Origin of the sequence: Pseudomonas sp. CCNWLW23 (assembly GCF_037095675.1) — a bacterium.
GTDB classification, from domain to species: Bacteria; Pseudomonadota; Gammaproteobacteria; order Pseudomonadales; family Pseudomonadaceae; genus Aquipseudomonas; species Aquipseudomonas atacamensis.
On sequence record NZ_JBAWKM010000003.1, the window covers coordinates 18,702 to 44,630 of the forward strand.

Consider the following 25,929-nt stretch of genomic DNA (forward strand, 5'->3'; position numbering starts at 1 on the left):
ATGACCCTCTGCCAGCTCGCGATGATGAGCGGCAACCGTGATGGAAACAGTATGAACTGGACCTGGTTTCACAAGCTCGGCTCGCCCAAGTGGTTCTACGGCATCAGCGGCAAGTTCCTGCCGTGGTTGAGCATTGCAGCGTTGCTGCTGATCGGCGTTGGCGTGGTCTGGGGCCTGGCCTTCGCGCCGCCGGATTACCAGCAAGGCAACAGCTTCCGCATCATCTATATCCACGTACCTGCAGCGATGCTCGCCCAGTCGATCTACGTAATGCTCGCGGTCTGCGGCGTGGTCGGGCTGGTGTGGAAGATGAAACTGGCCGATGTCGCCCTGCAATGCGCCGCACCGATCGGTGCGTGGATGACCGCCGTGGCGCTGGTCACCGGGGCCATCTGGGGCAAACCGACCTGGGGCTCGTGGTGGGTGTGGGATGCGCGCCTGACCTCGATGCTGATTCTGCTGTTCCTGTATTTCGGCGTGATCGCGCTGGGCAATGCCATCAGCAACCGCGACAGCGCCGCCAAGGCCTGCGCGGTGCTGGCGATTGTTGGCGTGATCAACATTCCGATCATCAAATACTCGGTGGAGTGGTGGAACACCCTGCACCAGGGCGCGACGTTCACCCTCACGGAAAAGCCGGCGATGCCGGCGGAAATGTGGCTGCCGCTGCTGCTGACGGTGCTGGGTTTCTACTGCTTCTTCGGCGCCGTGCTGTTGCTGCGCATGCGTCTTGAAGTGCTCAAGCGCGAGGCCCGCGCCAGTTGGGTGAAGACCGAAGTGCAGCAGAGTCTGGAGGCGGTGCGATGAGTTTTGCTTCATTCGGCGATTTTCTCGCCATGGGCCATCACGGCCTGTATGTCTGGTCGGCCTACGGCATCTGTCTGGCGGTGCTGGCCCTCAACGTGGTGGCGCCTATTGCGGCGCGCAAGCGTTATCTGCAACAAGAGGCGCGTCGTCTGCGCCGGGAGAACGGCAAGTGAATGCGCTGCGCAAAAAACGTCTGATCATCATTCTGGCGATTCTGGTCGGAGTGGGCGCTGCTGTCGGCCTGGCCCTGAGCGCGCTGCAGGAAAACATCAATCTGTTTTACACGCCGACGCAGATCGCCAACGGCGAAGCGCCGCAAGACACGCGCATCCGCGCCGGCGGCATGGTCGAGGCCGGTTCGCTGCAACGCTCCAAGGATTCGCTGGACGTCAAATTCGTCGTCACCGATTTCAACAAATCCGTGACCATCGCCTATCGCGGCATCCTCCCGGATCTGTTCCGTGAAGGGCAGGGCATCGTCGCTCTCGGTAAGCTCAATGCTGATGGCGTAGTGGTCGCCGATGAAGTGCTGGCCAAGCACGACGAGAAGTACATGCCGCCGGAAGTGACCAAAGCGCTGAAGGACAGCGGTCAATCCGCACCGACGCCTGTGAAGGAGGGTTGATCGATGGCCGCCGCACTGTTTATTCCGGAGCTGGGCCACCTGGCCATGATCCTCGCGCTGTGTTTTGCACTGGTCCAAGCGCTGGTGCCGATGCTCGGCGCGTGGCGCGGTGACCGCTTGTGGATGAGCCTGGCGCAACCGGCAGCGTGGGGCCAGTTTGCCTTTCTGCTGTTTGCCTTCGGCTGCCTGACCTACGCGTTCATGACCGACGATTTCTCGGTCGGCTACGTGGCGATGAACTCCAACAGCGCGCTGCCGTGGTACTACAAATTCAGCGCGGTGTGGGGCGCCCACGAAGGTTCGCTGCTGCTGTGGGCGTTGATCCTCGGCGGCTGGACCTTCGCCGTGTCGGTGTTCTCCCGGCAGTTGCCGCAAGTCATGCTCGCCCGCGTCCTGGCGGTGATGGGCATGATCAGCACCGGGTTCCTGCTGTTTCTGATTCTTACCTCAAACCCGTTCGCGCGGATCCTGCCGCAGATTCCCGCCGACGGTCGCGACCTCAACCCGTTGCTGCAAGACATCGGCCTGATCGTGCATCCGCCAATGCTGTACATGGGTTACGTCGGTTTCTCTGTGGCCTTCGCATTTGCCATCGCCGCGCTGCTCGGCGGCCGTCTCGATGCGGCATGGGCGCGCTGGTCGCGGCCATGGACCATCGTCGCCTGGGCCTTCCTCGGCATCGGCATCACCCTCGGTTCGTGGTGGGCGTATTACGAACTCGGCTGGGGCGGCTGGTGGTTCTGGGACCCGGTGGAAAACGCCTCGTTCATGCCATGGCTGGTCGGCACCGCGTTGATTCACTCGCTGGCGGTCACCGAGAAACGCGGCGTGTTCAAGAGCTGGACGGTGTTGCTGGCGATCGCCGCGTTTTCGTTGAGCCTGCTCGGCACCTTCCTCGTACGTTCGGGCGTGCTGACTTCGGTGCATGCCTTCGCCTCGGATCCTGAGCGCGGCGTGTTCATCCTGATTTTCCTGCTGTTCGTGGTGGGCGGTTCGCTGACGCTGTTTGCGCTGCGTGCGCCGGTGGTGAAAAGTCAGGTTGGCTTCAACCTGTGGTCGCGTGAGACTTTGCTGCTGGGCAACAACCTGGTGCTGGTCGTCGCTGCATCGATGATCCTGCTTGGCACGTTGTATCCGCTGATTCTTGATGCCATCAGCGGCGCCAAGCTGTCGGTCGGCCCGCCGTACTTCAATGCGCTGTTCATCCCGTTGATGGCGTTGCTGATGCTGGTGATGGCGATCGGCGTGATCGTGCGCTGGAAGGACACGCCGGTGAAATGGCTGGTGAGCATGCTCACTCCGGTCTTGCTCGGCAGCGTTGCACTGGCCGTGGTGGCCGGCGTGGCTTACGGCGATTTCAACTGGGCAGTGATCGCGACGTTCCTGCTGGCGGCGTGGGTGTTGCTCGCCGGCGTGCGCGATCTGTTCGACAAGACCCGGCACAAAGGCCTGATCAAAGGTTTGCCAACGCTGACCCGCAGTTATTGGGGCATGCAGATCGCCCACCTCGGCATCGCCGTGTGCGCGCTGGGCGTGGTGTTGTCGAGCCAGAACAGTGCCGAGCGCGACCTGCGTCTGGCACCGGGCGAGTCGATGGATCTGGCCGGTTATCAGTTCGTCTTCGAAGGCGCGAAGCATTTCGAAGGGCCGAATTTCACCTCGGACAAAGGCACCATCCGCGTCATTCGTGACGGCGAGGAAATCAGCGTGCTGCACCCGGAAAAGCGTCTGTACACCGTGCAGAACTCGGTGATGACCGAAGCCGGCATCGATGCCGGTTTCACCCGCGATCTCTACGTCGCCCTCGGCGAGCCGCTGGATAACGGCGCCTGGGCCGTGCGCGTACACGTCAAACCGTTCGTGCGCTGGATCTGGTTTGGCGGCTTGCTCACCGGATTGGGTGGTTTGCTGGCGGCGCTGGATCGGCGTTATCGGGTCAAGGTGAAAAGCAAAGTGCGCGAAGCGCTGGGCATGACGGGAGCGGCGGCATGAAACGTTGGTTGATGTTGTTGCCGCTAGCGATTTTTCTGCTGGTGGCGGTGTTTCTTTATCGTGGGCTGTATCTGGACCCGGCGGAGCTGCCGTCGGCGATGATCGACAAGCCGTTCCCGGAGTTTTCCCTGCCGAGTGTGCAGGGTGACAAGACGCTGACCAAGGCCGACATTCTCGGCAAACCGGCGCTGGTCAATGTCTGGGGCACCTGGTGCATCTCCTGCCGCGTCGAGCACCCGGTACTGAACAAACTCGCCGAGCGCGGCGTGGTGATCTACGGCATCAACTACAAGGACACCAATGCCGACGCCTTGAAGTGGCTGGCCGAGTTTCACAATCCGTATGCGCTGGATATTCGTGACGACGAGGGTTCGCTGGGCTTGAATCTTGGTGTCTACGGCGCGCCGGAAACCTTCTTCATCGACGCCAAAGGCATCATCCGCGACAAGTTCGTCGGGGTGATCGACGAGCAGGTCTGGCGCGAAAAACTCGCGGCCAAGTATCAGGCGCTGGTCGATGAGGCCAAGCCATGAAGCGTTTTCTCGCAGCAGTAGTGCTGGGCTTGAGCCTGGCCGGTGTCGCCCACGCGGCCATCGACACCTACGAATTTGCCAAAGAGGGCGACCGCGAGCGTTTCCGCGAACTGACCAAGGAACTGCGCTGCCCCAAATGCCAGAACCAGGACATTGCCGACTCCAACGCGCCGATCGCCGCCGACCTGCGCAAGGAGATTTTCCGCATGCTCGGCGAGGGCAAGGACAATCAGCAGATCATCGACTTCATGGTCGATCGCTACGGTGATTTCGTCCGCTACAAACCGGCGCTCAATGCCAAGACCGCGCTGCTGTGGTTCGGCCCGGCCGGGCTGCTGCTCGGTGGTTTCGTGGTGATCGCGCTGATCGTGCGCAGGCGTCGCGGGCAGCGTGCCGAAACGCCGTCATCGCTGTCTGCCGAAGAACGTCAGCGCCTCGACCAACTGTTGGATAAAAACCAAGAATGATTGATTTCTGGCTCGCCGCAGGGCTGTTGCTTCTGGTCGCCCTGAGTTTTCTGCTGATCCCGGTGCTGCGCGAACGCCGCGCCCAGCGGGAAGAAGATCGCACCGCGTTGAACGTCGCGCTGTACCAGGAACGGGTGGCCGAGCTGCAAGCGCAGCAGGCCGAGGGCGTGCTCGACGCCGCGCAACTGGACAGCGGCCGCGCGGAAGCTGCGCGTGAACTGCTCGCCGACACCGAAGGCGCCGCCGCGCCGCGTGTCTCGCGCCTGGGTAAACCGTTGCCGCTGCTGGCCGCTGTGCTGGTACCGGTGCTGGGCCTCGGTCTGTACCTGCATTTCGGCGCCGCCGACAAGGTCGAACTGACCCGCGAATTCGCTCAGGCACCGCAGTCGATGGAAGAGATGACCCAGCGTCTGGAACGTGCGGTCGCCGCACAACCGGATTCCGCTGAAGGTCTGTATTTCCTCGGCCGTACCTACATGGCTCAGGACCGCCCGGCAGACGCGGCGAAGATGTTCGAACGCGCCGCCAACCTCGCCGGTCGCCAGCCGGAGCTGCTCGGCCAGTGGGCGCAGGCGCAGTATTTTGCCGACGGTAAAAAGTGGTCGGAGCAGATTCAGAAACTGACCGACGAAGCGCTGAAGGCCGATCCGAAGGAAGTCACCAGCCTCGGCCTGCTCGGCATCGCTGCGTTCGAAGGCGAGCGTTATCAGGAGGCCATCGACTACTGGAATCGCCTGCTCGCGCAACTGCCGCCGGATGACAACTCTCGCGCTGCGCTGCAAGGCGGCATCGAGCGTGCCGCCGAACGCCTGAAAGCCAGCGGTGGCCAGGTTGCCCAGGCAGCAGCGACGAAAGGCGCGTTGCTGACAGTCAGCGTGGATCTGGCCAGCGAACTCAAAGGCAAGGTGCAACCGGGCGACAGCGTGTTTATTTTCGCCCGCGCCACTTCAGGCCCACCGGCGCCGCTGGCGGCCAAGCGCCTGACCGTAGCTGACCTGCCGGTGACCGTCGAACTGGGCGATGCCGACGCAATGATGCCGCAGTTGAAACTGTCCAACTTCCCTGAAGTCCAACTGGTTGCGCGCATCTCGCGAGCCGGTCAACCGACTGCCGGTGAGTGGATCGGTCGCAGCGGCCCATTGGCCAGCAGCACCACCGCGCCACAAAAACTGACTATCGACAGCCCGGACAAATAACCGGATCCAACAGGAAAGCACCGCCATGCACACCATCGCCCGCATCACAGTCCTCACACTGGCCCTGGGCTTGAGTGCATGTGCGGTACAACGCCCGGAACCGACCACCAGCCTGCCGCCGATCCCGCCGTCTCAGCCAAGCCCGACCCCGTCGACCTCGCCAAGCCCCGGCAAGAGCATCCCGGCCAAACCCGCCAAGCCCGTGCCCCGCACCTCGGCCAGCTTCGCCCCGCCACCGGGCGGTAACAGCCACTGGGACCAGAAGCTCGGCGTCTACGTGCTCGACGACCAGACCAACACCTTCTACCGCCAGCGCACCTACTACCGCTGGAACAACGGCTGGAGCCGCTCGGTCAGCCCCAACGGCCCGTGGGAAGACACCAACATCCACGGCGTCCCGCCGGGGTTGGGCAAGAAGTTCGGGCAGTAAGAGAAACGGCGATCCTGGGATCGCCGTTTTTTTTACCGTTTGAATCACACCTTGTAAAACTACCAACCATCACCCCGTCCCATTCTGTGCTTGAGTAAAGATAACTCTAGAGTTACTTTTGATGGGCCAGGCCAAGGAGGCGGTTGGTGCAGAGCAGGCTATTGATGAAGGAGCTGGAGGAGGCGGACTGGACGCTGGATCGGGTTGCGGGCAGTCATCACATCTTCACTCATCGTTACAACCCGAACACGATTGCCGTCCCGCATCCGAAAAAGGATTTACCGCTGGGGACAGTCAAAAGCATTCGGCGGCGCGCGGGGTTATTCAGCCCGCCAACCCGTCATGAAGGAGATCCGTAATGCAATATCCCATCTGCATCGAGTGGGGTGACGAGAACACTGCCATCGGTATTCAGATCCCCGATATTCCCGGCGCAGTCACGGCCGGGGACAGCTTTGAGGAGGCCTACAACGCGGCCGTGGAAGTGGCTCACCTCATGCTGCAGGAGATCGCGGCGGCCGGTCAGGCGATTCCGATGCCGACCTCGGCAGCGGCGCATCGCAATCATCCGGATTTTGCCGAGATGGGCTGGGGCATGCTGGAACTGGATATCTCGCCGTACCTGGGCAAGACCGAAAAGGTCAACGTTACGCTGCCCGGCTATGTGATTCAGCGTATTGATCGCTATGTACGCGAGCACAACGTCAAAAGCCGCTCCTCGTTTCTAGCGGATGCGGCGATGGAGAAACTGGTTCGGTATTGAGGGGCTGCGCAATTGTGGGAGCGAGCCTGCTCGCGAAAGCGCTGTGTCAGTCGGTGCAAACATGATCTGAACTGACGCCTTCGCGAGCAGGCTCGCTCCCACACTGGTTTTGTGTATTGCAGTGATTCGAAGGTCACCCAAAACCTGTGGGAGCGAGCTTGCTCGCGAAGCTTTTGAAGCCTTAAGCCGTGGCCAATGAAGCGCGTCGTGAAACACTCAGAAACCGCACCAACGCCAACAGCGGAAAGACGCTGCCGACAATCACGATCCACAACCAGCCGCCATGCTCGTACACCGCGCTGGCCACCGAGGAGCCGAAGGCGCCGCCGATAAAGATGCTGGTCATGTACAGCGCGTTCAAACGGCCACGACTTTTCGCGTCCAGCGAGTACACCGCGCGTTGGCCGAGGACCATGTTCATCTGCACGCAGAAGTCCAGCACCACGCCGGTCACGGCCAGGCCGATGACGCTATAGGCCGGGTGGATGAAGGCGGGCAGGAAGCTCAGGCTGGCGAAGAGCATGGCCAGCAGCGAGGCGATGCGTGTGTGGCCGGCATCAGCGAGGCGGCCGCTGATTGGCGCGGCGATGGCACCGATCGCGCCCACCAGAGCGAAGATCGCAATTTCGCTTTGCGACAGGCCATGGTTGCGTGCAAGTTCCAGCGGCACGGCGGTCCAGAACAGGCTGAACGTGGCAAACATGCAACCCTGGTAAAACGCCCGCTGACGCAGCACCGGTTGCTGGCGCAGCAGTGTCCATAGCGAACCGATCAACTGGCCATAAGTAGCGCTGTGATCTGGCTGGCGCTTGGGCACGGTCAGCGCCAGCACCACGCTGATAGCCGCCATCAACGCTGCGGCGATCATGAACATGGCGCGCCAGCCGAGGTGATCGGCGACCACGCTCGACACCGGTCGCGCCAACAGAATACCCAGCAGCAAACCGCCCATGATCCCGCCCACCACCCGGCCACGGGATTCTTCCGGCGCCAGATGCGCGGCCAGCGGAATCAGGATCTGCACCGACACCGAGCTGAACCCCACCAGCAACGAAATCAGCAAGAACACATTCGGCTGATCGGTAAACGCCGCCGCCAGCAGGCTGGCGATTGCCACGAGGGTGGTGACGATCATCAACCGCCGGTTTTCCAGCAGATCGGCCAGCGGCACCAGGAAGAACAGGCCCAGCGCATAACCGATCTGCGTCAACGAGACGATGAAGCTGGCCATCGTGTCGGACAGGCCGATGTCCGGCGCGATCAGGCCGATGATCGGTTGTGCATAGTAGATGTTGGCAACGATGGCGCCGCAGCAGAAGGCGAACAGCAGCACCATGCCTCGGGTCATTGCGTGAGTGGTGGGCATAGGAATACTCGGGTCGGGCACAGGAAAGCGGTGAAGGCTAATGGACAACGCGGGTTGGCAGAAGACAGTTTCGGATGATAACTCTTATTACGTTGTGTAATGACTGATCGGTTGATCGAGGATAGTCGCGAGGGAGGTGGTCATAAGATTACTGTTCTCGCCCAAAAGCCCCTCACCCTAGCCCTCTCCCGGGGGGAGAGGGGACTGATTGGGGGATGCTTGGGATCCTGCCGATCTGAACGTTACTCGGTGAATCCATAATCGACTCGGTCTCGCAGGTCGATGTCTGACGCAAGGCACCTCGGTCGGCCCCCTCTCCCTCTGGGAGAGGGCTGGGGTGAGGGTAACCGGGCTCAACAAAAAGGCGACCTCAGTGGGTCGCCTCTTGTTTTTCAGAGCAAGCCTTATTGGCCCGTGTAAATCTGATCAAATACCCCACCATCATTGAAGTGCGTCTTCTGCACCGTGCGCCAGTCACCAAACGTTTTCTCCACCGAAAGGAAATCCACTCTCGGGAAGCGATCGGTGTACTTCGCCAGCACCGCCGGATCCCGTGGGCGCAGGTAGTTGGCCGCAGCAATTTCCTGACCTTCCGGCGACCACAGGTACTTCAGGTACTCATCAGCCGCAGCGCGCGAGCCCTTCTTGTCGACCACTTTGTCGACCACCGAAACCGGTGGCTCGGCTTCTGCGGAGACGCTTGGGTAGATAACTTCGAACTGATCGCGACCGAACTCGCGAGCGATCATTTCCGCTTCGTTTTCAAAGGTCACCAGCACGTCGCCGATCTGGTTGGTCATGAACGTGGTGGTGGCGGCGCGGCCACCGGTATCGAGCACCGGCGCCTGCTTGAACAGCTTGCCAACGAAGTCCTTGGCCTTGTTCTCGTCACCACCGTTTTTCAGCACATAGCCCCAGGCCGACAGGTAGGTGTAGCGGCCATTACCGGAAGTTTTCGGGTTTGGCACGATCACCTGTACGCCGTCCTTGAGCAGATCCGGCCAGTCTTTCAGGGCCTTCGGGTTGCCCTTGCGGACGATGAACACCGTGGCCGAGGTAAACGGCGCGCTGTTGTTCGGCAGGCGCGTGACCCAGTTGTCCGGGACCAGTTTGCCGTTGTCGGCGAGGGCATTGATGTCGGTGGCCATGTTCATGGTGATGACGTCAGCCGGCAGGCCGTCGATCACCGAACGCGCCTGCTTGCTCGAGCCGCCGAAGGACATCTGCACGGTGATGTTTTCGTTGTGCTCGGCTTGCCAGTGCTTCTGGAACGCAGTGTTGTAGTCCTTGTAGAAATCGCGCATCACGTCGTAGGAAACGTTGAGCAGCGTCGGTGCTGCCTGGGCGATGTTGGCCAAGGCCAGGCCGGCGGCGAGAAGTGAGGCGCCAAAGAGTTTTTTCACTGCGCATTCCTTGTTCTGTGGGGTGTCGTGTCAAAAATGAGGCGATTTGCCAGCGACTATAGCGGGCCTCGCATAGTCGCTTAAAGATTAAAAAGCTCTGTGCTTATTCCACTTTCTTGAACAGCTGACTGCCGCAGCGCGAACAGAACGCTGCGCTCTGTTCATGGTTCTTTTTCTGGCAGCCCGGGCAGTCATGTTGCAGCTGCTCGCCGCGCATGGCATTGGCCAGCTCAGCGGTGAAGATTCCTGTGGGCACAGCGATGATCGAATAACCTGTGATCATCACCAGCGAGGAGATCACCTGGCCCAGCGGCGTCTTCGGCACGATGTCGCCGAAACCCACAGTGGTCAAAGTCACGATCGCCCAATAGATGCCTTTGGGAATGCTGGTGAAGCCATGTTCCGGGCCTTCGATCACGTACATCAGCGTGCCAAACACCGTTACCAGCGTGCATACGCTGACCAGAAACACGACGATTTTCTGCTTGCTGCCGCGCAGCGCCGACATCAGATAGTTGGCTTGCTTGAGATACGGGCTGAGCTTGAGCACGCGGAAAATCCGCAGCATCCGAATGATGCGGATGATCAGCAGATACTGCGCATCGCTGTAATAAAGCGCGAGAATGCCCGGCACGATCGCCAGCAGATCCACCAGGCCATAAAAGCTGAAGGCATAGCGCAGCGGCTTGGGTGAGCAGTACAGACGCAGGATGTACTCGCCGAGGAAAATCGCCGTGAAGCCCCACTCGATATAGGCTAGAACGTCGGCGTAATTACGGTGAATGCTGTCGATACTGTCGAGCATCACGATCACCAGGCTGGCGAGGATGATCACCAGCAGGATGCCGTCGAAGCGACGCCCGGCCGGGGTGTCGCTCTGGAAAATCATGACGTAAAGCCGTTCGCGCCAATTGTTGCTGCTGTCCATGGATAACGCCTGAATCGAAGATCAGCGCAGCCTAGGGTGATTCTCCTCGTGAGCGCAAGACTCATGCGCAAGCGACGCTTTGCCAAGCATTTGAATGCCAGCCCGGATCAACCAGCAGGCGAGGATGAACGGCGCGGTTAGCGTCGCCAATCCAAGGGCAGCAAACAGCGGCGTCACCAGCAGTGCCAGAACAATTGCGAGCAGCGGCAGCCACGGATGTTGCCGTTGCGAGCTGAAGGCGAGGGCGGCGAGTACGGCGTTGTAGCCACCGAGCCCGAGCAGTGCGGCGGACGTTTCGTGGTGCAGCAGGCTGGAACCGAGGCCGATCGCCGACGCCAGCAGCGCCCAGCAGAACGCACGGCGATCGGCGAGCAGCAAACCGCTGGCGATCAACGCCCCGGCCAATGGATGGTCGAGGAACATCACCTGGCCGAATCCGCGCAGTTCAGCGGCCAGCAGATTTGTCGTGCTCAGGTCGACCAATGCCATCGGCGCGGACGGCTCGGCGAACACCAGCAGCACCCAGCTGAGCGCCACGAACGGCGAGGTATACGCCGGTATGGCGCGACTGCGGTACACGTGTTTGAGCCACTGCTGAGTGAGCATCGCACTCAAGCCGCCCGCCGCAAGAATCAACGGCGGCAGCAGTGGCGACCAAGGGAAATACAGGCTCAGCAGCAGACCGAGCAGCACGCCGTTGTAGCTGAACAGACCAGCCTGGCGATCGGCCTTGGCGTAGTTGCGCCGCTGCGCGGTGAGCAGACCGGCAACGCCACCGAGCAGCGCCCCGGCGAACAGCACCGGCGCGGTCAGCAGAATCGCCAACAGACACAGCAGGCCGCACAGCGGATGACGCTGAAAGAAAATTTGACTGAAACCGTTGAGCAAAGCCTCGGCCCAGTCGGGGCAGTGGGTGTTGAAGTGATTGGCAGGCATGGCAGTTCTGAAAGTCAGGGAAACCGAGGCGCCTGCTTCGCGAGCAAGCTCGCTCCCACATGGATCTGCGTCCAGTCATTGAGTTTGTGGTGCACACAAATCAACTGTGGGAGCGAGCCTGCTCGCGAAGAGGCCGGTACAGGCGCTAAATCAACGTCTCAATGCGCAGCGAATTGGTCGACCCCGGCTGCCCGAACGGCACGCCAGCGGTAATCAGCAGCGTGTCGCCACGCTCGGCCATGCCTTGCGCCTGAGCAATCTCCAGTGCGGTCGAGCAGACTTCGTCGACCTGACGCAGGCGATCGTTGACCACCGAATGAATGCCCCACGCCACGCTCAAGCGCCGCGCGGTTTGCAGGTTCGGCGTCAGATTGAGGATCGGTGCTTTCGGCCGCTCCCGCGATGCGCGCAACGTCGAGGCGCCGGACTCGCTGTAATTGACCAGCACCGCCACCGGCAGTACGTTGCTGATCCGGCGGATCGCGCAGCTGATCGCATCGGAAACCGTCGCCTCGGCTTTCGGACGGCTGACGTCGAGCTGGGTTTGATAATCCGGGCCGTTTTCAACCTGACGGATGATCTTGCTCATCATCTGCACGGCCTCCAGCGGGTATTCGCCGGATGCGGTTTCCGCCGAGAGCATCACCGCATCGGCGCCTTCGGCCACGGCGTTGGCGACGTCAGTCACCTCGGCACGGGTTGGGGCAGGGGAGAAGCGCATTGACTCGAGCATCTGCGTCGCCACCACCACCGGTTTGCCCAGCGCGCGGCAGGTGGTGATGATGTTTTTCTGAATCTGCGGCACGCTTTCCGCCGGCACTTCAACACCAAGGTCACCGCGAGCGACCATGATTGCGTCGCTCAACTCAGCAATCTCACGCAATTGCTCGACCGCCGAGGGCTTTTCGATTTTCGCCATCAGGAATGCCTTGTCGCCGATCAACGCGCGGGCTTCGACAATGTCCTGCGGGCGCTGTACGAACGACAGCGCGACCCAGTCCACACCCAATTCCAGGCCGAAGCTCAGATCGCGGCGATCCTTGGCGGTCAGCGGGCTCAGGTCCAGCACCGCTTGCGGCACGTTCACACCTTTGCGATCAGACAGTTCGCCGCCGTTGAGCACGGTGGTGTCGATCGCATCGGCGTACTTGGTGACCACGCGCAGACGCAGCTTGCCGTCGTCGAGCAGCAGGTCCATGCCGGCTTCCAGCGCGGCAATGATCTCCGGATGCGGCAGGTTGACCCGGCGCTCATCGCCCGCTGTCGTATCGAGATCGAGGCGGAACGCCTGACCGCGATGCAACTGCACCTTGCCGTCAGCGAACTTGCCTACGCGCAGTTTCGGCCCCTGCAGATCCATCAGAATGCCCAGCGGGTAGTTGAGCTGACGCTCGACTTCGCGGATCCACTGATAGCGCTTGGCGTGGTCGGCGTGATCGCCGTGGCTGAAGTTCAGGCGGAAGATGTTGACCCCGGCCTCGACCAGCTCGCGGATGTCGTCGATACCGTCGACGGCAGGGCCGAGGGTGGCGAGGATTTTGACCTTTTTATCAGGCGTCATGATTTGCAGTTCTCAAGGATCAGAATGGCGCGGAAGTCGTTGACGTTGGTGCGGGTCGGCTCGGTGACGATCAGCGCATCGAGCGCCTGGAAGTAGCCGTAGCCGTTGTTGTTGTCCAGCTCGTCGCTGGCGCTCATACCCAGTGCGGCGGCGCGGGCGTAGCTGTCCGGGGTCATGATTGCGCCGGCGTTGTCTTCCGAGCCGTCGATGCCATCGGTGTCGCCCGCCAGCGCGTAGACGCCGGGCTGGCCCTTGAGGCTGTCGGTCAGGCTGAGGAGGAACTCGGCGTTACGCCCGCCACGGCCATTGCCGCGCACGGTTACCGTGGTTTCACCGCCGGAGAGAATCACGCAGGGCGCCGCCAGTGGCTGGCCGTGATTGATGATTTGCCGGGCGATGCCGGCGTGGACTTTCGCCACTTCACGGGACTCGCCTTCGAGGTCGCCGAGAATCAAGGTGCTGAAACCGGCCTGACGGCATTTCACCGCCGCCGCGTCCAGCGATTGCTGCGGGCGGGCGATCAACTGGAAATGACTGCGCGCCAGGCTTGGGTCGCCGGGTTTGACCGTCTCCGATTGCGGACTTTGCAGCCAGGTGCGCACGGAGGCAGGAATGTCGATGCCGTAGCGCTTGATAATCGCCAGTGCTTCGGCTGAGGTGCTCGGGTCGGCCACGGTCGGGCCGGAGGCAATGACGGTGGCGAGGTCGCCCGGCACATCGGAAATCGCGTAGGTGTAAACCGTCGCCGGCCAGCAGGCCTTGCCGAGGCGGCCACCCTTGATCGCCGAGAGGTGCTTGCGCACGCAGTTCATCTCGCCGATGGTTGCGCCGGATTTGAGCAGGGCTTTGTTGATCGCCTGTTTGTCGGCGAGAGTGATGCCTTCGGCCGGCAGGGCGAGCAGGGCAGAGCCGCCGCCGGAAAGCAGGAAGATCACGCAGTCGTCTTCAGTCAGGTTGCTGACCAGCTCCAGCACACGTTTGGCCACGGCCAGACCGGCGGCGTCCGGCACCGGGTGCGCGGCTTCGACCACTTCGATTTTTTCGCATGGAGCGCCGTGGCCGTAGCGGGTCACCACCAGGCCGGTGACTTCACCCTCCCAGCAGCGCTCGACCACTTGCGCCATGGCGGCAGCGGCTTTGCCGGCGCCGATGACGATCACCCGACCGCTGCGATCGGCAGGCAAATGGGCTTCGAGGACTTGGTTCGGATGAGCCGCGTCGATGGCTGTGGCAAACAGCTCGCGCAGCAGTTGTTGCGGATCGACCGACATGGCGGGCTCCCGGAATTCTTGTTATTCGAAAGGGCAACTCGGAACCCTTGTGGGAGCGAGCCTGCTCGCGAACGCGGTATGTCAGCCAACATGGATGTTGAATGTGAAGCCGCTTTCGCGAGCAGGCTCGCTCCCACAGGGTTTTGTGCAGGCTTTATTTTTTGTCGCGAATCGAGAAATTGGCCATGTGCTCCAGGCCCTTGATCAGCGCCGAGTGGTCCCAGTTGCTGCCGCCGATGGCCGCGCAGGTGCTGAACACTTGCTGGGCATTGGCGGTGTTCGGCAGGTTGATGTTCAGCTCCTTGGCGCCTTGCAGGGCCAGGTTCAGGTCCTTCTGGTGCAGGCTGATGCGGAAGCCCGGGTCGAAGGTGCCTTTGATCATGCGCTCGCCGTGCACTTCGAGAATCTTCGAAGAAGCGAAACCGCCCATCAGCGCTTCACGCACCTTGGCTGGATCGGCACCGTTTTTCGAGGCGAACAGCAGGGCTTCAGCGACAGCCTGAATGTTCAGCGCCACGATGATCTGGTTCGCCACTTTGGCGGTCTGGCCGTCGCCATTGCCACCGACCAGGGTGATGTTCTTGCCCATGGCCTGGAACAGCGGCAGGGCGCGTTCGAAGGCATCGGCGTCGCCACCGACCATGATGCTCAGGGTTGCGGCCTTGGCGCCGACTTCACCGCCGGACACTGGCGCGTCGAGGTACTGCGCGCCTTTCTCGTTGATCTTGGCGGCGAAGGCTTTGGTCGCGGTCGGCGAAATCGAGCTCATGTCGATGACCACTTTGCCTTTACCGATACCGGCGGCAACACCGTCGGCGCGGAACAGCACGTCGTCGACCTGCGGAGTATCCGGAACCATGACGATGATGAATTCGGCTTCCTGCGCCACTTCGCGCGGGTTGGCCAGGGCGACGGCGCCAGCGGCGACCAGATCGGCCGGGGCCGCGTCGTGGTGTTGCGACAGGAACAGGCTGTGACCGGCTTTCTGCAGGTTCGCCGCCATTGGGTGGCCCATGATGCCGGTGCCGATGAATCCGATTTTAGCCATGAGAAAATCCTCTTGTTTTTGTCGTGCTCAAGCAAATAGGGGAGCTACTTTTCATGTGGGAGCGAGCCTGCTCGCGAATGCGGTGGAACATTCAATATCCGTGTTGACTGAACCACCGCATTCGCGAGCAGGCTCGCTCCCACAGGGGATTTGCTGTGTTTCTTAGATTGCGTTATGGGTTTTCAACCAACCCAGGCCCGCTTCGGTGGTGGTCAGCGGTTTGTATTCGCAACCGACCCAACCCTGATAGCCGATGCGATCAAGGTGTTCGAACAGGAAGCGGTAGTTGATCTCACCAGTGCCCGGCTCGTTGCGTCCCGGGTTGTCCGCGAGTTGCACGTGGTTGATCTCGCCCAGGTGCGATTGCAGGGTGCGGGCCAGATCGCCTTCCATGATTTGCATGTGATAGATGTCGTATTGCAGGAACAGATTGGCGCTGCCGACCTGTTCGCGAATCGACAGGGCTTGCGCCGTGTTGTTCAGGTAGAAACCGGGAATGTCGCGGGTGTTGATCGCTTCCATCACCAGTTTGATGCCCACCGCTTGCAGCTTGTCGGCGGCATATTTAAGGTTGGCAACGAAGGTCTTCTCCACGGTGGCATCGTCAACGCCTTGCGGGCGGATACCGGCCAGGCAGTTGACCTGGGTGTTGCCCAGCACTTGTGCGTAAGCGATCGCCAGATCGACCCCGGCGCGGAACTCTTCGACCCGATCCGGCAGGCAGGCAATACCGCGCTCGCCCTTGGCCCAGTCACCGGCCGGCAGGTTGAACAGCACTTGGGTCAGCCCGTTGGCCTCGAGTTTTGCCTTGATTTCAGCCGAGCTGAAGTCGTACGGGAACAGGTATTCCACGCCACTGAAACCGGCCTTGGCGGCGGCGTCGAAACGGGCAAGGAAATCCTGTTCGGTGAACAGCATGGACAGGTTGGCTGCGAAACGCGGCATGGTGGTCTCCCGTAAATCTTGTGAGGTCCCCTGTGGGAGCGAGCTGTGGCGAGGGGATTTATCCCCGTTCGGCTGCGAAGCAGTCGTAAACCATTGTATGCGGTGTACCTGATACGCCGCGGTTTCAGGTTTTGAGGCCGCTTCGCGCCCTAACGGGGATAAATCCCCTCACCACACAGGCTCGCTCCCACAGGGAGAGCAGTCAGCAGTTAATCCAACATCGAAATCGCCGTCGGCGCATCGTTGCCGACCAGTGCCAGGTCTTCGAACTCGTTGACCGCGTTGATCTCGGTACCCATGGAGATGTTGGTCACACGCTCCAGAATGATCTCGACGATCACCGGCACTTTGAATTCTTCGATCATCTGTTCGGCCTTGCGCAGGGCAGGGGCGATTTCCGACGGTTCGAACACGCGCAGCGCCTTGCAGCCGAGGCCCTCGGCGACTGCGATGTGGTCAACCCCGTAACCGTTGAGTTCCGGCGCATTCAGGTTATCGAAGGACAGCTGCACGCAGTAGTCCATTTCGAACCCGCGCTGGGCCTGACGGATCAGGCCCAGGTACGAGTTGTTCACCACTACGTGGATGTACGGCAGTTTGAACTGAGCGCCGACCGCCAGTTCTTCGATCATGAACTGGAAATCATAGTCCCCCGACAGGGCCACGACTTTGCGGTTCGGATCGGCCTTCACCACGCCCAGCGCCGCCGGAATGGTCCAGCCCAACGGGCCGGCCTGGCCGCAGTTGATCCAGTGACGCGGCTTGTAGACGTGCAGGAACTGCGCGCCGGCAATCTGCGACAGACCAATAGTGCTGACGTAGCAGGTGTCCTTGCCGAACACCTGGTTCATTTCTTCGTAAACGCGCTGCGGCTTGACCGGCACGTTGTCGAAGTGGGTCTTGCGATGCAGGCTGGCCTTGCGCTGCTGGCAATCCTGCAGCCAGGCGCTGCGGTTCTTCAGCTTGCCGGCGGCTTGCCATTCACGGGCGACTTCGATGAACACGGTCAGCGCTGCCGCGGCGTCGGAAACGATGCCCAGATCCGGGGTGAACACACGGCCGATCTGCGTGCCTTCGATGTCGACGTGAATGAACTTGCGACCTTCGGTGTACACGTCAACCGAACCGGTGTGGCGGTTGGCCCAACGGTTACCAATGCCCAGCACCACGTCGGATTTGAGCATCGTCGCGTTGCCGTAACGGTGCGAAGTCTGCAGACCGACCATGCCGACCATCAGCGGGTGGTCGTCAGGGATGGTGCCCCAGCCCATCAGGGTCGGGATGACCGGAATACCTGTCAGCTCGGCGAACTCGACCAGCAGGTCGCTGGCGTCGGCGTTGATGATGCCGCCGCCGGCCACCAGCAGTGGGCGCTCAGCTTGATCCAGCAAAGCCAAAGCTTTTTCAACCTGAACGCGGGTCGCAGTCGGCTTGGCCAATGGCAGCGGTTGGTAAGCGTCGATGTCGAATTCGATTTCGGCCATCTGCACGTCGAACGGCAGGTCGATCAGTACAGGGCCTGGACGGCCGGAGCGCATTTCATAGAAAGCTTTCTGGAACGCGTAAGGCACCTGGCCCGGCTCCAGAACGGTGGTCGCCCACTTGGTGACTGGCTTGACGATGCTGGTGATGTCGACTGCCTGGAAGTCTTCTTTATGCATACGGGCGCGGGGTGCTTGCCCGGTGATGCAGAGGATTGGAATCGAGTCGGCCGAGGCGCTGTAGAGCCCGGTGACCATGTCGGTACCGGCCGGGCCGGACGTGCCGATGCACACGCCGATGTTGCCCGCCTTGGTGCGGGTGTAGCCCTCGGCCATGTGCGAGGCGCCTTCAACGTGGCGAGCAAGGACGTGATCGATGCCACCGACCTTCTGCAAGGCGGAGTACAGCGGGTTGATCGCTGCGCCCGGGATGCCAAAAGCGGTATCAACCCCTTCGCGGCGCATCACCAGAACGGCGGCTTCGATTGCTCTCATTTTGCTCATGGTTTTGTGCCTCTTTACGTTTTGTAATTGTATACAAGTGGCTTTGCGCAGAGTGTATTCACGGCGGACGGCGCAGGTCAATCCATTTTCTCAAGCGCCTGTTTCATTCGTCGGAAGCCCGCTGTGCTGTGGCTTTTCGTCGCATGTGGCGCTTTTCGAGAATTATTGTATACAAAAATATAACTCATTGTGTTCTATTTGTGTCACCGGACTGCGGCACAAACGCGCAGTCCCACGACTTTCCCTATAACAAAATGAGGACGGCACCATGAGCGCTTTAACCTTGAAAGTCGCAGTCAACCTGGTCAGCGAAGCCATCAACGCAGGACGCGGCATCAACGCCGCACCGCTGACCATCGCGGTACTCGATAACGGCGGCCACCTGATCGCCCTGCAACGCGAAGACGGCGCCAGCCTGCTGCGCCCCGACATCGCCATCGGCAAAGCCTGGGGCGCCATCGCTCTGGGTAAAGGTTCACGCCTGCTCGCCCAGGACGCCCAACAACGCCCGGCGTTTTTTTCTTCGTTGAACAGCATGGGGCAGGGCAGCGTTGTGCCGGCACCGGGTGGCGTGTTGATTCGAAATCAGGCGGGTGAAGTGCTGGGCGCGATCGGGATCAGTGGGGATTTGTCGGATGTGGATGAGCAGGTGGCGATCAGAGCGGTGGAAGCGCTGGATTTGAGGGCGGATGGTGGGGTGGTTGGTTGAATGTCAGTGTCTGAATAACCGCTTTCGCGAGCAGGCTCGCTCCCACATTGAGTTTGGGTTGGACACAAAATGTTCGAGTGTTCGAAAGCCCCTGTGGGAGCGAGCCTGCTCGCGAATACGATCTGCGCTACACATCTTGCTAAAAGTCTGACGCTCTCTTCGCCATCTCCACGGCTAGCCTTTTCATGATCAACATATGAAAAGGCAACGGAATGCCGGGTTTATCTGCTTCACATCGCTTGCGCATCGGACGTTATTCAGAACACAACCGCATTTACCTTCTGACCGCCAATACCGCCGGGAGAGAACCCGTATTCAGCGATTTCTTCCTTGGCAGAATGCTTGTAAGCCAATTCCGGGCAGCTGAGGAAACGGGATTGGCCAATTCTCTGGCTTGGGTCGTAATGCCAGATCATTTTCACTGGCTGATTGAATTGAAGAGTGGCTCGCTCGGCGAATTGATGCAGCGAACCAAATCCCTCAGCACCAAAGCGGTAAAGCTTTCGACCGGCCGAAAGACCAGCCTTTGGCAACCTGGCTTCCATGACCGCGCACTGCGTAAAGAGGAGAATCTGGTGAAGATGGCGCGGTATGTCATTGCCAACCCATTGCGGGCAGGACTGGTCAAAAGCCTTGGCGACTATCCGTTGTGGGATTCGATCTGGTTATGAGTTGAGGTCTGCGGTGCGGCTATTCGCGAGCAGGCTCGCTCCCACAGGAGAATGCATTCCAAATGTGGGAGCGAGCCTGCTCGCGAAGCGGTTCCCCCGATCTCACCGATCCGGCTCACACCCCTTCAACACCAACCGGATAATCGTCTGCGCCGCCGCTTCATAATCGGCTTCATCAAGCTTGTCCTTCCCGGTCACCGCGGAAATCTGCCAGTCGAAGTCGGCGTAGGTCTGGGTCGCGGCCCAGATGCTGAACATCAGGTGGTTGGGGTCGATCGGGGCGATCTGGCCGCGGTCGATCCAGCTCTGGATGCAGGCGATGTTGTGCTTGGCCTGGGCATTTAGCTGCTCGACCAGGTCGGCGCTCAGGTGCGGGGCGCCGTGCATGATTTCGCTGGCGAACACTTTGGAGGCGTAGGGCAGGTCGCGGGAGATGCGGATCTTCGAGCGGATGTAGCCGCTCAGCACCTCGCTCGGCACGCCGTCCGGGTTGAACGGGGTCGAGGCCTGCAGAATCGGCTCGATGATGCTTTCCAGCACCTCGCGGTAGAGGTTTTCCTTGGATTTGAAGTAGTAGTAGACGTTGGGCTTGGGCAATCCCGCCTTGGCGGCGATGTCGCTGGTTTTGGTCGCCGCGAAGCCCTTGTCGGCAAACTCTTCGCTGGCGGCGCGCAGGATCAGTTCTTTGTTACGCTCGCGGATTGTGCTCATAAACCCGGTGGTTCCTTGCCTGTTCTGGCGGTGGCGCATGGTAGCACCGGCCTTGAGCGGCGCTCAACAATGCAGCCTGTGGCCGGCGGTCGCGTTATGCTTGGCAACATTCATACACAGAAGGAAACAGGATTCATGGCAGGAAGCAGTTTGCTGGTGCTGATCGATGACATCGCCACCGTTCTGGATGACGTTGCATTGATGACCAAGATGGCCGCGAAGAAGACCGCCGGGGTGCTCGGTGATGATCTGGCGCTCAACGCCCAGCAGGTCTCGGGCGTGCGCGCCGAGCGGGAAATTCCCGTGGTCTGGGCGGTGGCCAAGGGCTCGTTCGTCAACAAGCTGATCCTCGTGCCGTCGGCATTGGCGATCAGCGCTTTCGTACCGTGGCTGGTGACACCACTGTTGATGGTCGGCGGCGCGTACCTGTGCTTCGAGGGTTTCGAGAAGCTCGCGCACAAATTTCTGCACAGCAAAGAGGAAGACGAGGCAGAGCACACGCAGTTGACCGAAGCAGTGGCCGATCCGGCGACCGATCTGGTGGCGTTCGAGAAGGACAAGATCAAAGGCGCAATCCGCACTGACTTCATTCTTTCGGCAGAAATCATCGCCATCACTCTCGGCACCGTGGCAGATGCCTCGCTGACGCAGCAAGTGGTGGTCATGTCCGGCATCGCCATCGTCATGACCGTGGGCGTTTATGGTTTGGTGGCGGGCATCGTCAAGCTCGACGATCTGGGGCTGTGGCTGACACAGAAGCCCGGGCAGATGGCGAAAAAGATCGGCGGCGGCATTCTCAGCGCCGCGCCGTACATGATGAAAACCCTGTCGGTGGTCGGCACGGCGGCGATGTTCCTGGTCGGCGGTGGCATCCTGACTCATGGCGTGCCGGTGCTGCATCACTGGATCGAAGGTGTTGGCGCAGCGGCAGGGAGCGCCGGGTTCGCCGTGCCGATGCTGCTCAATGGTGTTGCGGGGATTATTGCTGGCGCGGTGGTGTTGGCGGTGGTTTCGGTCGTAGGCAAGCTCTGGAAAGCGCTGAAGGGTTAATCAGCAACACATAACAAATGTGGGAGCGAGCCTGCTCGCGAATGCGGTAGCCCAGTCAATATTGATAGAGACTGGTACTCCGCGTTCGCGAGCAGGCTCGCTCCCACAGTGTTTTCCGGCAGCCGATTTACTCGGCGATCTGCAACTTGCGCGCTTCGGTATACACGTACCGCACTTTCTCGTACTCGAACGGCGAGTTCATCTGACCATAGCGGAAGCTGGTCTGGTAGCGCTTGTCGATCGCACGCAAAGCCCAGACTTCCGGGTGGTTGGAGCTGACTTCGGCGACGTTGAGGAAGTTGATCGCAGTGTCGGCGGTGTAATCCACGGCCAGACCTGCGGTGTCGCGGATGTTCGACGGACCGAAGATCGGCAGTACGAAGTAGGCGCCGCCCGGTACGCCGTAGAAGCCCAGAGTCTGACCGAAGTCTTCGTTCTGGCGTGGCAGGCCCATGGCGGTGGCCGGGTCCCACAGGCCGGCGATGCCGATGGTGGTGTTGAGCAGCAGGCGCGCGGTGGTTTCCATCGAGCGCTGGCCCTTGAACTGCAGCAGGCTGTTGACCAGATTCGGCACGTCGCCAATGTTGTTGAAGAAGTTGCTCACCCCGGTACGCACGAAGCTTGGCGTGATGTAGCGGTAACCGTCGACCACCGGCAGGAACACCCACTGGTCGAAGCGATAGTTGAAGTGGTAGACCCGGCGGTTCCACGATTCCAGCGGGTCATAGACGTTCAGCGCGTTGAGCGTCGAACGTTCGAACTCGCGCTGGTCCAGGCCCGGGTTGAACTTGAGTTTGGTCAGCGGTTCCTTGAAGCCGTCGCTGTCGACCACTACCGGGGCATCGGCTTTACTGTTGTCGGCCTGGGCCACGCCTGCACAGAGGAACGCTGCAATCAGCAGGAGATATTTAGCCACGGAAGAACTCCAGCATGGCGTCGCTGTTGACGCGATAGTTAAGGTTGCCGCAGTGGCCGCCCAGTGGATAAACGGTCAGGCGATCACCGAAGGTTTTACGCAGGAAGCCCAGGTCGCCAGGGCCGAGGATGACGTCGTCGGCGTTGTGCATGACGGCGATTTTCGGGCTGTCGTGCAGGTAATCCTTGAGCGCATACAGGCTGACCTGATCGATCAGTTGCAGCAGGCTGCCGCCGTCAGTGCGCGCGCGCCACATCGGAATGACCTGCTCGGTGATGTAGCAGTCGAAATCGCATTGCAGCGCACGCTTGAGGAACGGCGTGAGGCTGGTGCCTTCGGTGATCGGGAATTTCGGCGGGGTAATCAGACCGCGACGGTTGACCAGGTCCGAGGTGTAGGCAATGTCGGCTGCCGAGAAGCGGAACGACGTGCCAATCAGCATGGCCATCTGTTCGTTGGTCAGGTGCTGCTTGGACTGCTGGAAGTCATACAGCAGCGCATCGTTGAGGTCGATGTAGCCTTTCTGCTGGAAGTAGCGGGTCAGCTTGGTCAGTACCAGCTCATAGAAGGTGGTGCTGTTGTTGATGCCTTTCACCTCGGTCTGTACCAGCTTGTCGAGGTTGGTCACCGAGGTATAGAGATTGACCGGCGGGTTCAGCAACAGGACTTTCTTGAAATTGAAGCTGCGGCGTGTCTCGTCCAGATGCGCGACGAACGCCGCATCGAGGGCGCCGAGGCTGTAACCGGTGAGATAGTACTCGGTGACCGGCAGTTTCGGGTTCTGCGCCCGCACGGCCTGCATCACCCGATACATGTCTTCGGCATCTTCCTTGGTCACGCCTGGGGTGGCGAAACGCGAGGCGGCGCTAATGAAGTCGAAGCTGGTCGGCGACGACAACTGCACGACATGGTAGCCGGCCTTGTAATACAGCTTTTTCAGGTATTCGTTGAGCGTGCTGTCAAAGCGCGCGCCGGTGCCGGCGATCAGGAAGATCAGCGGCGCCGGTTTGTCCTGCGTGGCGATGCGGTAGGTGAGTTTTTTGACTGCCCAGAAATTGTCCGGCAGCTGGAATTCACGCTCCGGGCGCAGGGTGAGGCTGCGGTCCGTTTGATTGATGTCGTCGTCCAGCGGCAACTCCGGACGCAAATCCGGTGGTGTCGTGGCGATCGTCGCCTCGAACGGGTTGGTCAGCGGGTAGCCATAGCTGGCGGCGTCGATATCCACCGCCAGCGCGGACGCACTCAAGATAAGGCCGCTGAACAGCGCGGCGAAGCGCAAGGAACGGAGCATGACTAGATCCCTTAGAGGAAGGTGCCGATTGAAGTTCGCAGGCTATGACCACCGGCCGTGCGCCAAAGTGCCATGCTGCGGCACCAAACAGGCGGAATTCGGGGTAATAGTAGCTGGACGATACACGTTGCGAGGGCTTGCTGAACAGTTAACAGTTGTTAGTGCTTGCGAATGCCGGTCGGCAGATTAAGCTGGCCGCCGATTTCCGCAGATTGGAGTGCCCCATGTCCCGCCGCTTGCCCGTGATTGTGCTGCTTGTTTTGTTGCCGCTGTGGCTGGCCGCCAGTTATGCCGCGCGCTATGGCTTCATGGAAGACGGGCAGTGGGTAGGCATCTGCGTCGACGAGGCCAGTCGTTGGCAATGCCTGGTGCGTGCGAATCTGGGGCTGATGATTCATTTCAAGGTGTTGGGCTGGGCGGCGGTGGCCACCGCGGTATTGGCATTTGTCGTGCAGGGACGGGCAGGGTGGTGGCTGGCGGTGCTGGCGCTGGTGTTCGGCCTGCCGGCGCTGGCGTTGTACAACACTACATTAGCGGTGTTTGCGGTGGTGATTGCCGGGTTGCGCCTGGTCCGCGAGTCCCGCAGCGCCTGACAGTCAGTCATCGCGGGCAAGCCCGCTCCCACAGGAATTGAGGTGAACACAGCATTTGTGTGCAGCAGAAATCCTGTGGGAGCTGGCTTGCCAGCGATGGCGATTTCGAAGGCGCTGAAATCAGGCCTTGCGAACCCGCAGGCAGCGCCACAACGCCACCACCATCAAGCCACTCACCAGCGCCCAACCCCACGCCTGCTGATTCAGCATCCCTTCCTGATACAACTGCGGTGCAATCCCGGCGCCGATGATAAAGGTCAGCAGAGCAATCTCCCGACGCGGCACGCTCACCGGGCGGCACAGGTAGACCAGCGCCGGCAGGACGAACGCCATGCTGGCGAAACTGCGATAACGCGGATCGAAGACCATCTCCAGCATCATCACCGCCGCGGCAAAACCGGCCGCCACGACCAGCCAGCCGGCGCGCCGTTCGAGGAAATCGAAGGCTCGCGCGCGCCAACCGCTACGCGCGCTTAGCGTCAGCGCGGCATGCGCGAGGACCAACAGATTCAACCCGGTCAGCAAGCCGACCCACAGCCATTCACCGGCAAATCGCGTGGTCAATCGAGCCAGATCGCCCCAGGCGCCAATCGAGCACGCTGCGACCGCGCCCAGCAGTGGCAGCAAAAGCGCCGAACGTGTGCTGCGCACGCGTCCACCAAGGATCAGCGTGCCGAGGAAAATCAAGGCACCGACCGCCAGCCATTCTTTCCAGTACGGCACGTTGCTCACCGGCCCAGCGAGTACGCCCTTGTCCTGCCGATCGGCATCGAACAGCCCCCAATAGCCGCCGACCGCGCCTTCACTGCCGCGCTTCCACGGTTGGTCGAAGGCTTCGATCAGGTTGTAACGCCAGCCTTCCTGCTCGGCCATCGCCACAAAGCCACGAATGAATTTTGCCTCGTTGACCCGGCTCGGTACGGCTGTTTCACGCTGACGGCCTTCGCTCGGCCAGCCGGTTTCGCCAATCATCACGTCTTTGGGCGCGAACTTGTTGCCGAACACCTGACGCACATCCGCCACATGCTGCAGCGCCACGTCGATGTTCGACGGATCGTCTTCCCAGTACGGCAGCAGGTGAATGGTCAGAAAGTCCACGGCCGGGGCGATTTCCGGATGCTTGAGCCAGAATTCCCAGACGTCGGCGTAGGTCACCGGTTGCTTGACCTGGCTTTTGACCTTGTTGATCAGCCGGGCCAGTTGCGCGCCGGTGACCTCTTTGCGCAGCAGTGCCTCGTTGCCGACGATTACGGCTGTGACCACGTCGGGGTTGGCATTGGCCGATTTGATCAGCAGCTCGACTTCCTGCTCGGTGTCGACCGGGTTGCTGTTGACCCAGGCGCCGATCATCAACTTCAGACCGTGCTTGCGCGCCAGATCGGGCAGGGCGTCGAGGCCGGTCATCGAGTAGGTGCGGATGCATTCGAAGCGCGTCGCCAGCAGCGCGAGGTCGGCGTCCATGCGCTCGGGGCGCAATTTGAACGGCACGTCGAACGGCGATTGGTCTTTGTCGAACGGTGTGTAGGAGGCGCATTGCAACTTGTGCGTCGGCGTCGCGGCGTCCGGCAGGATCACCGGTTGGCCGAGGCCATACCAGAAACCGCCAAGGGCCAGGAGCCCGAGCAGGCAGGCGAACAGATAAGGCAGAAAAGGAAATCGGGACGTCGCGGACATGGTCAGGCCGAGTGGCTGCAAAGCGACGCATGTTACCTGCATTTATACAAGGGCAGGT

At 61.0% G+C, this 25,929-nt stretch carries 27 protein-coding genes; 14 read left to right on the plus strand and 13 right to left on the minus strand.

Features of this window, described 5'->3' with window-relative positions; genetic code table 11:
- Positions 1–51: 51 nt before the first annotated feature.
- The 10 genes from V8J63_RS05450 to V8J63_RS05495 all read left to right on the plus strand — a co-directional run bounded on the left by V8J63_RS05450 (position 52) and on the right by V8J63_RS05495 (position 6,813).
- Complete coding sequence (locus tag V8J63_RS05450; protein ID WP_122611635.1) at positions 52–807, plus strand: heme ABC transporter permease; 756 nt, start codon at positions 52–54, stop codon at positions 805–807.
- On the plus strand, positions 804–980 hold the full coding sequence (gene ccmD / locus V8J63_RS05455; RefSeq protein WP_016771045.1) for a heme exporter protein CcmD: 177 nt from the start codon (positions 804–806) through the stop codon (positions 978–980). The genes V8J63_RS05450 and ccmD overlap by 4 nt, the downstream gene beginning before the upstream one ends.
- Positions 977–1,432: a cytochrome c maturation protein CcmE gene (gene ccmE, locus V8J63_RS05460; RefSeq protein ID WP_016771044.1), complete on the plus strand. Its 456-nt coding sequence runs from the start codon at positions 977–979 to the stop codon at positions 1,430–1,432. Before ccmD ends, ccmE begins: the two co-directional genes overlap by 4 nt.
- 3 nt (positions 1,433–1,435) lie before the next feature.
- The gene (locus V8J63_RS05465) at positions 1,436–3,424 is read left to right on the plus strand and encodes a heme lyase CcmF/NrfE family subunit (protein ID WP_336463726.1); all 1,989 of its coding nucleotides are present in this window, start codon (positions 1,436–1,438) and stop codon (positions 3,422–3,424) included.
- The gene (locus V8J63_RS05470) at positions 3,421–3,957 is read left to right on the plus strand and encodes a DsbE family thiol:disulfide interchange protein (protein WP_336463727.1); all 537 of its coding nucleotides are present in this window, start codon (positions 3,421–3,423) and stop codon (positions 3,955–3,957) included. Before V8J63_RS05465 ends, V8J63_RS05470 begins: the two co-directional genes overlap by 4 nt.
- Positions 3,954–4,424: a cytochrome c-type biogenesis protein gene (locus V8J63_RS05475; protein ID WP_016771041.1), complete on the plus strand. Its 471-nt coding sequence runs from the start codon at positions 3,954–3,956 to the stop codon at positions 4,422–4,424. The genes V8J63_RS05470 and V8J63_RS05475 overlap by 4 nt, the downstream gene beginning before the upstream one ends.
- Positions 4,421–5,620 (plus strand): c-type cytochrome biogenesis protein CcmI, encoded by a 1,200-nt coding sequence (gene ccmI / locus V8J63_RS05480; protein ID WP_197892870.1) that lies wholly within the window; start codon positions 4,421–4,423, stop codon positions 5,618–5,620. The genes V8J63_RS05475 and ccmI overlap by 4 nt, the downstream gene beginning before the upstream one ends.
- Positions 5,621–5,645: 25 nt before the next feature.
- On the plus strand, positions 5,646–6,050 hold the full coding sequence (locus V8J63_RS05485; protein WP_016771039.1) for a hypothetical protein: 405 nt from the start codon (positions 5,646–5,648) through the stop codon (positions 6,048–6,050).
- 146 nt (positions 6,051–6,196) lie between these two features.
- A complete protein-coding gene (locus V8J63_RS05490) occupies positions 6,197–6,409 on the plus strand; it encodes a type II toxin-antitoxin system HicA family toxin (RefSeq protein ID WP_130887162.1) in 213 nt (70 codons plus the stop codon).
- A complete protein-coding gene (locus V8J63_RS05495) occupies positions 6,409–6,813 on the plus strand; it encodes a type II toxin-antitoxin system HicB family antitoxin (RefSeq protein WP_016771035.1) in 405 nt (134 codons plus the stop codon). Before V8J63_RS05490 ends, V8J63_RS05495 begins: the two co-directional genes overlap by 1 nt.
- Before the next feature lie 181 nt (positions 6,814–6,994).
- Here V8J63_RS05495 and V8J63_RS05500 read toward each other — a convergent pair whose 3' ends face one another.
- The 9 genes from V8J63_RS05500 to gcl form a co-directional block, all read right to left on the minus strand.
- Positions 6,995–8,179, minus strand: coding sequence for an MFS transporter (locus tag V8J63_RS05500; protein WP_130887160.1), 1,185 nt, complete (start codon positions 8,177–8,179; stop codon positions 6,995–6,997).
- A gap of 404 nt (positions 8,180–8,583) precedes the next feature.
- Positions 8,584–9,582 (minus strand): sulfate ABC transporter substrate-binding protein, encoded by a 999-nt coding sequence (locus tag V8J63_RS05505; protein WP_130887159.1) that lies wholly within the window; start codon positions 9,580–9,582, stop codon positions 8,584–8,586.
- A gap of 103 nt (positions 9,583–9,685) precedes the next feature.
- A complete protein-coding gene (locus V8J63_RS05510) occupies positions 9,686–10,510 on the minus strand; it encodes an ion transporter (protein ID WP_122611606.1) in 825 nt (274 codons plus the stop codon).
- A gap of 21 nt (positions 10,511–10,531) precedes the next feature.
- Positions 10,532–11,446: an urea transporter gene (locus V8J63_RS05515; RefSeq protein WP_125927010.1), complete on the minus strand. Its 915-nt coding sequence runs from the start codon at positions 11,444–11,446 to the stop codon at positions 10,532–10,534.
- 145 nt (positions 11,447–11,591) lie between these two features.
- Entirely contained in the window at positions 11,592–13,007 is a 1,416-nt protein-coding gene (gene pyk, locus V8J63_RS05520; RefSeq protein WP_073472724.1) for a pyruvate kinase, read from the minus strand.
- Positions 13,004–14,278 carry a glycerate kinase type-2 family protein gene (locus V8J63_RS05525; protein WP_336463728.1) on the minus strand — a complete coding sequence of 425 codons (1,275 nt, stop codon included), beginning with the start codon at positions 14,276–14,278 and terminating at the stop codon, positions 13,004–13,006. The genes pyk and V8J63_RS05525 overlap by 4 nt, the downstream gene beginning before the upstream one ends.
- A gap of 154 nt (positions 14,279–14,432) precedes the next feature.
- The gene (locus tag V8J63_RS05530) at positions 14,433–15,326 is read right to left on the minus strand and encodes a 2-hydroxy-3-oxopropionate reductase (protein ID WP_056783869.1); all 894 of its coding nucleotides are present in this window, start codon (positions 15,324–15,326) and stop codon (positions 14,433–14,435) included.
- Between the two features lie 162 nt (positions 15,327–15,488).
- Complete coding sequence (hyi, locus tag V8J63_RS05535; RefSeq protein ID WP_122691603.1) at positions 15,489–16,271, minus strand: hydroxypyruvate isomerase; 783 nt, start codon at positions 16,269–16,271, stop codon at positions 15,489–15,491.
- A gap of 209 nt (positions 16,272–16,480) precedes the next feature.
- On the minus strand, positions 16,481–18,256 hold the full coding sequence (gene gcl / locus V8J63_RS05540) for a glyoxylate carboligase (RefSeq protein ID WP_016771026.1): 1,776 nt from the start codon (positions 18,254–18,256) through the stop codon (positions 16,481–16,483).
- A gap of 268 nt (positions 18,257–18,524) precedes the next feature.
- On the opposite strand from gcl, the gene V8J63_RS05545 reads away from it, so the two are divergent.
- The gene (locus V8J63_RS05545) at positions 18,525–18,965 is read left to right on the plus strand and encodes a GlcG/HbpS family heme-binding protein (RefSeq protein ID WP_041479606.1); all 441 of its coding nucleotides are present in this window, start codon (positions 18,525–18,527) and stop codon (positions 18,963–18,965) included.
- Positions 18,966–19,177: 212 nt separating this feature from the next.
- Positions 19,178–19,636 (plus strand): REP-associated tyrosine transposase, encoded by a 459-nt coding sequence (locus V8J63_RS05550; protein WP_073472715.1) that lies wholly within the window; start codon positions 19,178–19,180, stop codon positions 19,634–19,636.
- A 102-nt stretch (positions 19,637–19,738) separates the two neighbouring features.
- Here the strand turns inward: V8J63_RS05550 and V8J63_RS05555 are convergent, their stop codons facing one another.
- Positions 19,739–20,347: a TetR/AcrR family transcriptional regulator gene (locus V8J63_RS05555; protein ID WP_041479604.1), complete on the minus strand. Its 609-nt coding sequence runs from the start codon at positions 20,345–20,347 to the stop codon at positions 19,739–19,741.
- 135 nt (positions 20,348–20,482) lie between these two features.
- On the opposite strand from V8J63_RS05555, the gene V8J63_RS05560 reads away from it, so the two are divergent.
- Positions 20,483–21,397 carry a DUF808 domain-containing protein gene (locus tag V8J63_RS05560; protein WP_123442825.1) on the plus strand — a complete coding sequence of 305 codons (915 nt, stop codon included), beginning with the start codon at positions 20,483–20,485 and terminating at the stop codon, positions 21,395–21,397.
- A 127-nt stretch (positions 21,398–21,524) separates the two neighbouring features.
- Here V8J63_RS05560 and V8J63_RS05565 read toward each other — a convergent pair whose 3' ends face one another.
- Both V8J63_RS05565 and V8J63_RS05570 read right to left on the minus strand, forming a co-directional pair.
- Positions 21,525–22,313, minus strand: coding sequence for an MlaA family lipoprotein (locus tag V8J63_RS05565; RefSeq protein ID WP_024012144.1), 789 nt, complete (start codon positions 22,311–22,313; stop codon positions 21,525–21,527).
- Entirely contained in the window at positions 22,306–23,604 is a 1,299-nt protein-coding gene (locus V8J63_RS05570; protein WP_024012145.1) for a serine protein kinase PrkA, read from the minus strand. Before V8J63_RS05570 ends, V8J63_RS05565 begins: the two co-directional genes overlap by 8 nt.
- 224 nt (positions 23,605–23,828) lie before the next feature.
- Here V8J63_RS05570 and V8J63_RS05575 point away from each other — a divergent pair, with 224 nt between their 5' ends.
- Positions 23,829–24,197, plus strand: a complete 369-nt coding sequence (locus V8J63_RS05575; protein ID WP_336463729.1) for a hypothetical protein — start codon at positions 23,829–23,831, stop codon at positions 24,195–24,197.
- 120 nt (positions 24,198–24,317) lie between these two features.
- On the opposite strand, the gene V8J63_RS05580 is transcribed toward V8J63_RS05575, so the two are convergent.
- Complete coding sequence (locus V8J63_RS05580) at positions 24,318–25,913, minus strand: glycoside hydrolase family 17 protein (RefSeq protein WP_336463730.1); 1,596 nt, start codon at positions 25,911–25,913, stop codon at positions 24,318–24,320.
- Positions 25,914–25,929: the final 16 nt, after the last annotated feature.

Coding starts and splice junctions, on each gene's coding strand:
- gcl (WP_016771026.1), bottom strand. CDS start 18,256: ATGAGCAAAATGAGAGCAATCGAAGCCGCCGTTCTGGTGATGCGCCGC.
- pyk (WP_073472724.1), bottom strand. CDS start 13,007: ATGACGCCTGATAAAAAGGTCAAAATCCTCGCCACCCTCGGCCCTGCC.
- V8J63_RS05575 (WP_336463729.1), top strand. CDS start 23,829: ATGTCCCGCCGCTTGCCCGTGATTGTGCTGCTTGTTTTGTTGCCGCTG.
- V8J63_RS05560 (WP_123442825.1), top strand. CDS start 20,483: ATGGCAGGAAGCAGTTTGCTGGTGCTGATCGATGACATCGCCACCGTT.
- V8J63_RS05470 (WP_336463727.1), top strand. CDS start 3,421: ATGAAACGTTGGTTGATGTTGTTGCCGCTAGCGATTTTTCTGCTGGTG.
- V8J63_RS05475 (WP_016771041.1), top strand. CDS start 3,954: ATGAAGCGTTTTCTCGCAGCAGTAGTGCTGGGCTTGAGCCTGGCCGGT.
- V8J63_RS05550 (WP_073472715.1), top strand. CDS start 19,178: ATGCCGGGTTTATCTGCTTCACATCGCTTGCGCATCGGACGTTATTCA.
- ccmD (WP_016771045.1), top strand. CDS start 804: ATGAGTTTTGCTTCATTCGGCGATTTTCTCGCCATGGGCCATCACGGC.
- V8J63_RS05450 (WP_122611635.1), top strand. CDS start 52: ATGAACTGGACCTGGTTTCACAAGCTCGGCTCGCCCAAGTGGTTCTAC.
- V8J63_RS05555 (WP_041479604.1), bottom strand. CDS start 20,347: ATGAGCACAATCCGCGAGCGTAACAAAGAACTGATCCTGCGCGCCGCC.
- ccmI (WP_197892870.1), top strand. CDS start 4,421: ATGATTGATTTCTGGCTCGCCGCAGGGCTGTTGCTTCTGGTCGCCCTG.
- V8J63_RS05465 (WP_336463726.1), top strand. CDS start 1,436: ATGGCCGCCGCACTGTTTATTCCGGAGCTGGGCCACCTGGCCATGATC.
- V8J63_RS05580 (WP_336463730.1), bottom strand. CDS start 25,913: ATGCAGGTAACATGCGTCGCTTTGCAGCCACTCGGCCTGACCATGTCC.
- V8J63_RS05570 (WP_024012145.1), bottom strand. CDS start 23,604: ATGCTCCGTTCCTTGCGCTTCGCCGCGCTGTTCAGCGGCCTTATCTTG.
- V8J63_RS05510 (WP_122611606.1), bottom strand. CDS start 10,510: ATGGACAGCAGCAACAATTGGCGCGAACGGCTTTACGTCATGATTTTC.
- V8J63_RS05500 (WP_130887160.1), bottom strand. CDS start 8,179: ATGCCCACCACTCACGCAATGACCCGAGGCATGGTGCTGCTGTTCGCC.
- V8J63_RS05545 (WP_041479606.1), top strand. CDS start 18,525: ATGAGCGCTTTAACCTTGAAAGTCGCAGTCAACCTGGTCAGCGAAGCC.
- V8J63_RS05495 (WP_016771035.1), top strand. CDS start 6,409: ATGCAATATCCCATCTGCATCGAGTGGGGTGACGAGAACACTGCCATC.
- V8J63_RS05525 (WP_336463728.1), bottom strand. CDS start 14,278: ATGTCGGTCGATCCGCAACAACTGCTGCGCGAGCTGTTTGCCACAGCC.
- V8J63_RS05515 (WP_125927010.1), bottom strand. CDS start 11,446: ATGCCTGCCAATCACTTCAACACCCACTGCCCCGACTGGGCCGAGGCT.
- hyi (WP_122691603.1), bottom strand. CDS start 16,271: ATGCCGCGTTTCGCAGCCAACCTGTCCATGCTGTTCACCGAACAGGAT.
- V8J63_RS05485 (WP_016771039.1), top strand. CDS start 5,646: ATGCACACCATCGCCCGCATCACAGTCCTCACACTGGCCCTGGGCTTG.
- V8J63_RS05530 (WP_056783869.1), bottom strand. CDS start 15,326: ATGGCTAAAATCGGATTCATCGGCACCGGCATCATGGGCCACCCAATG.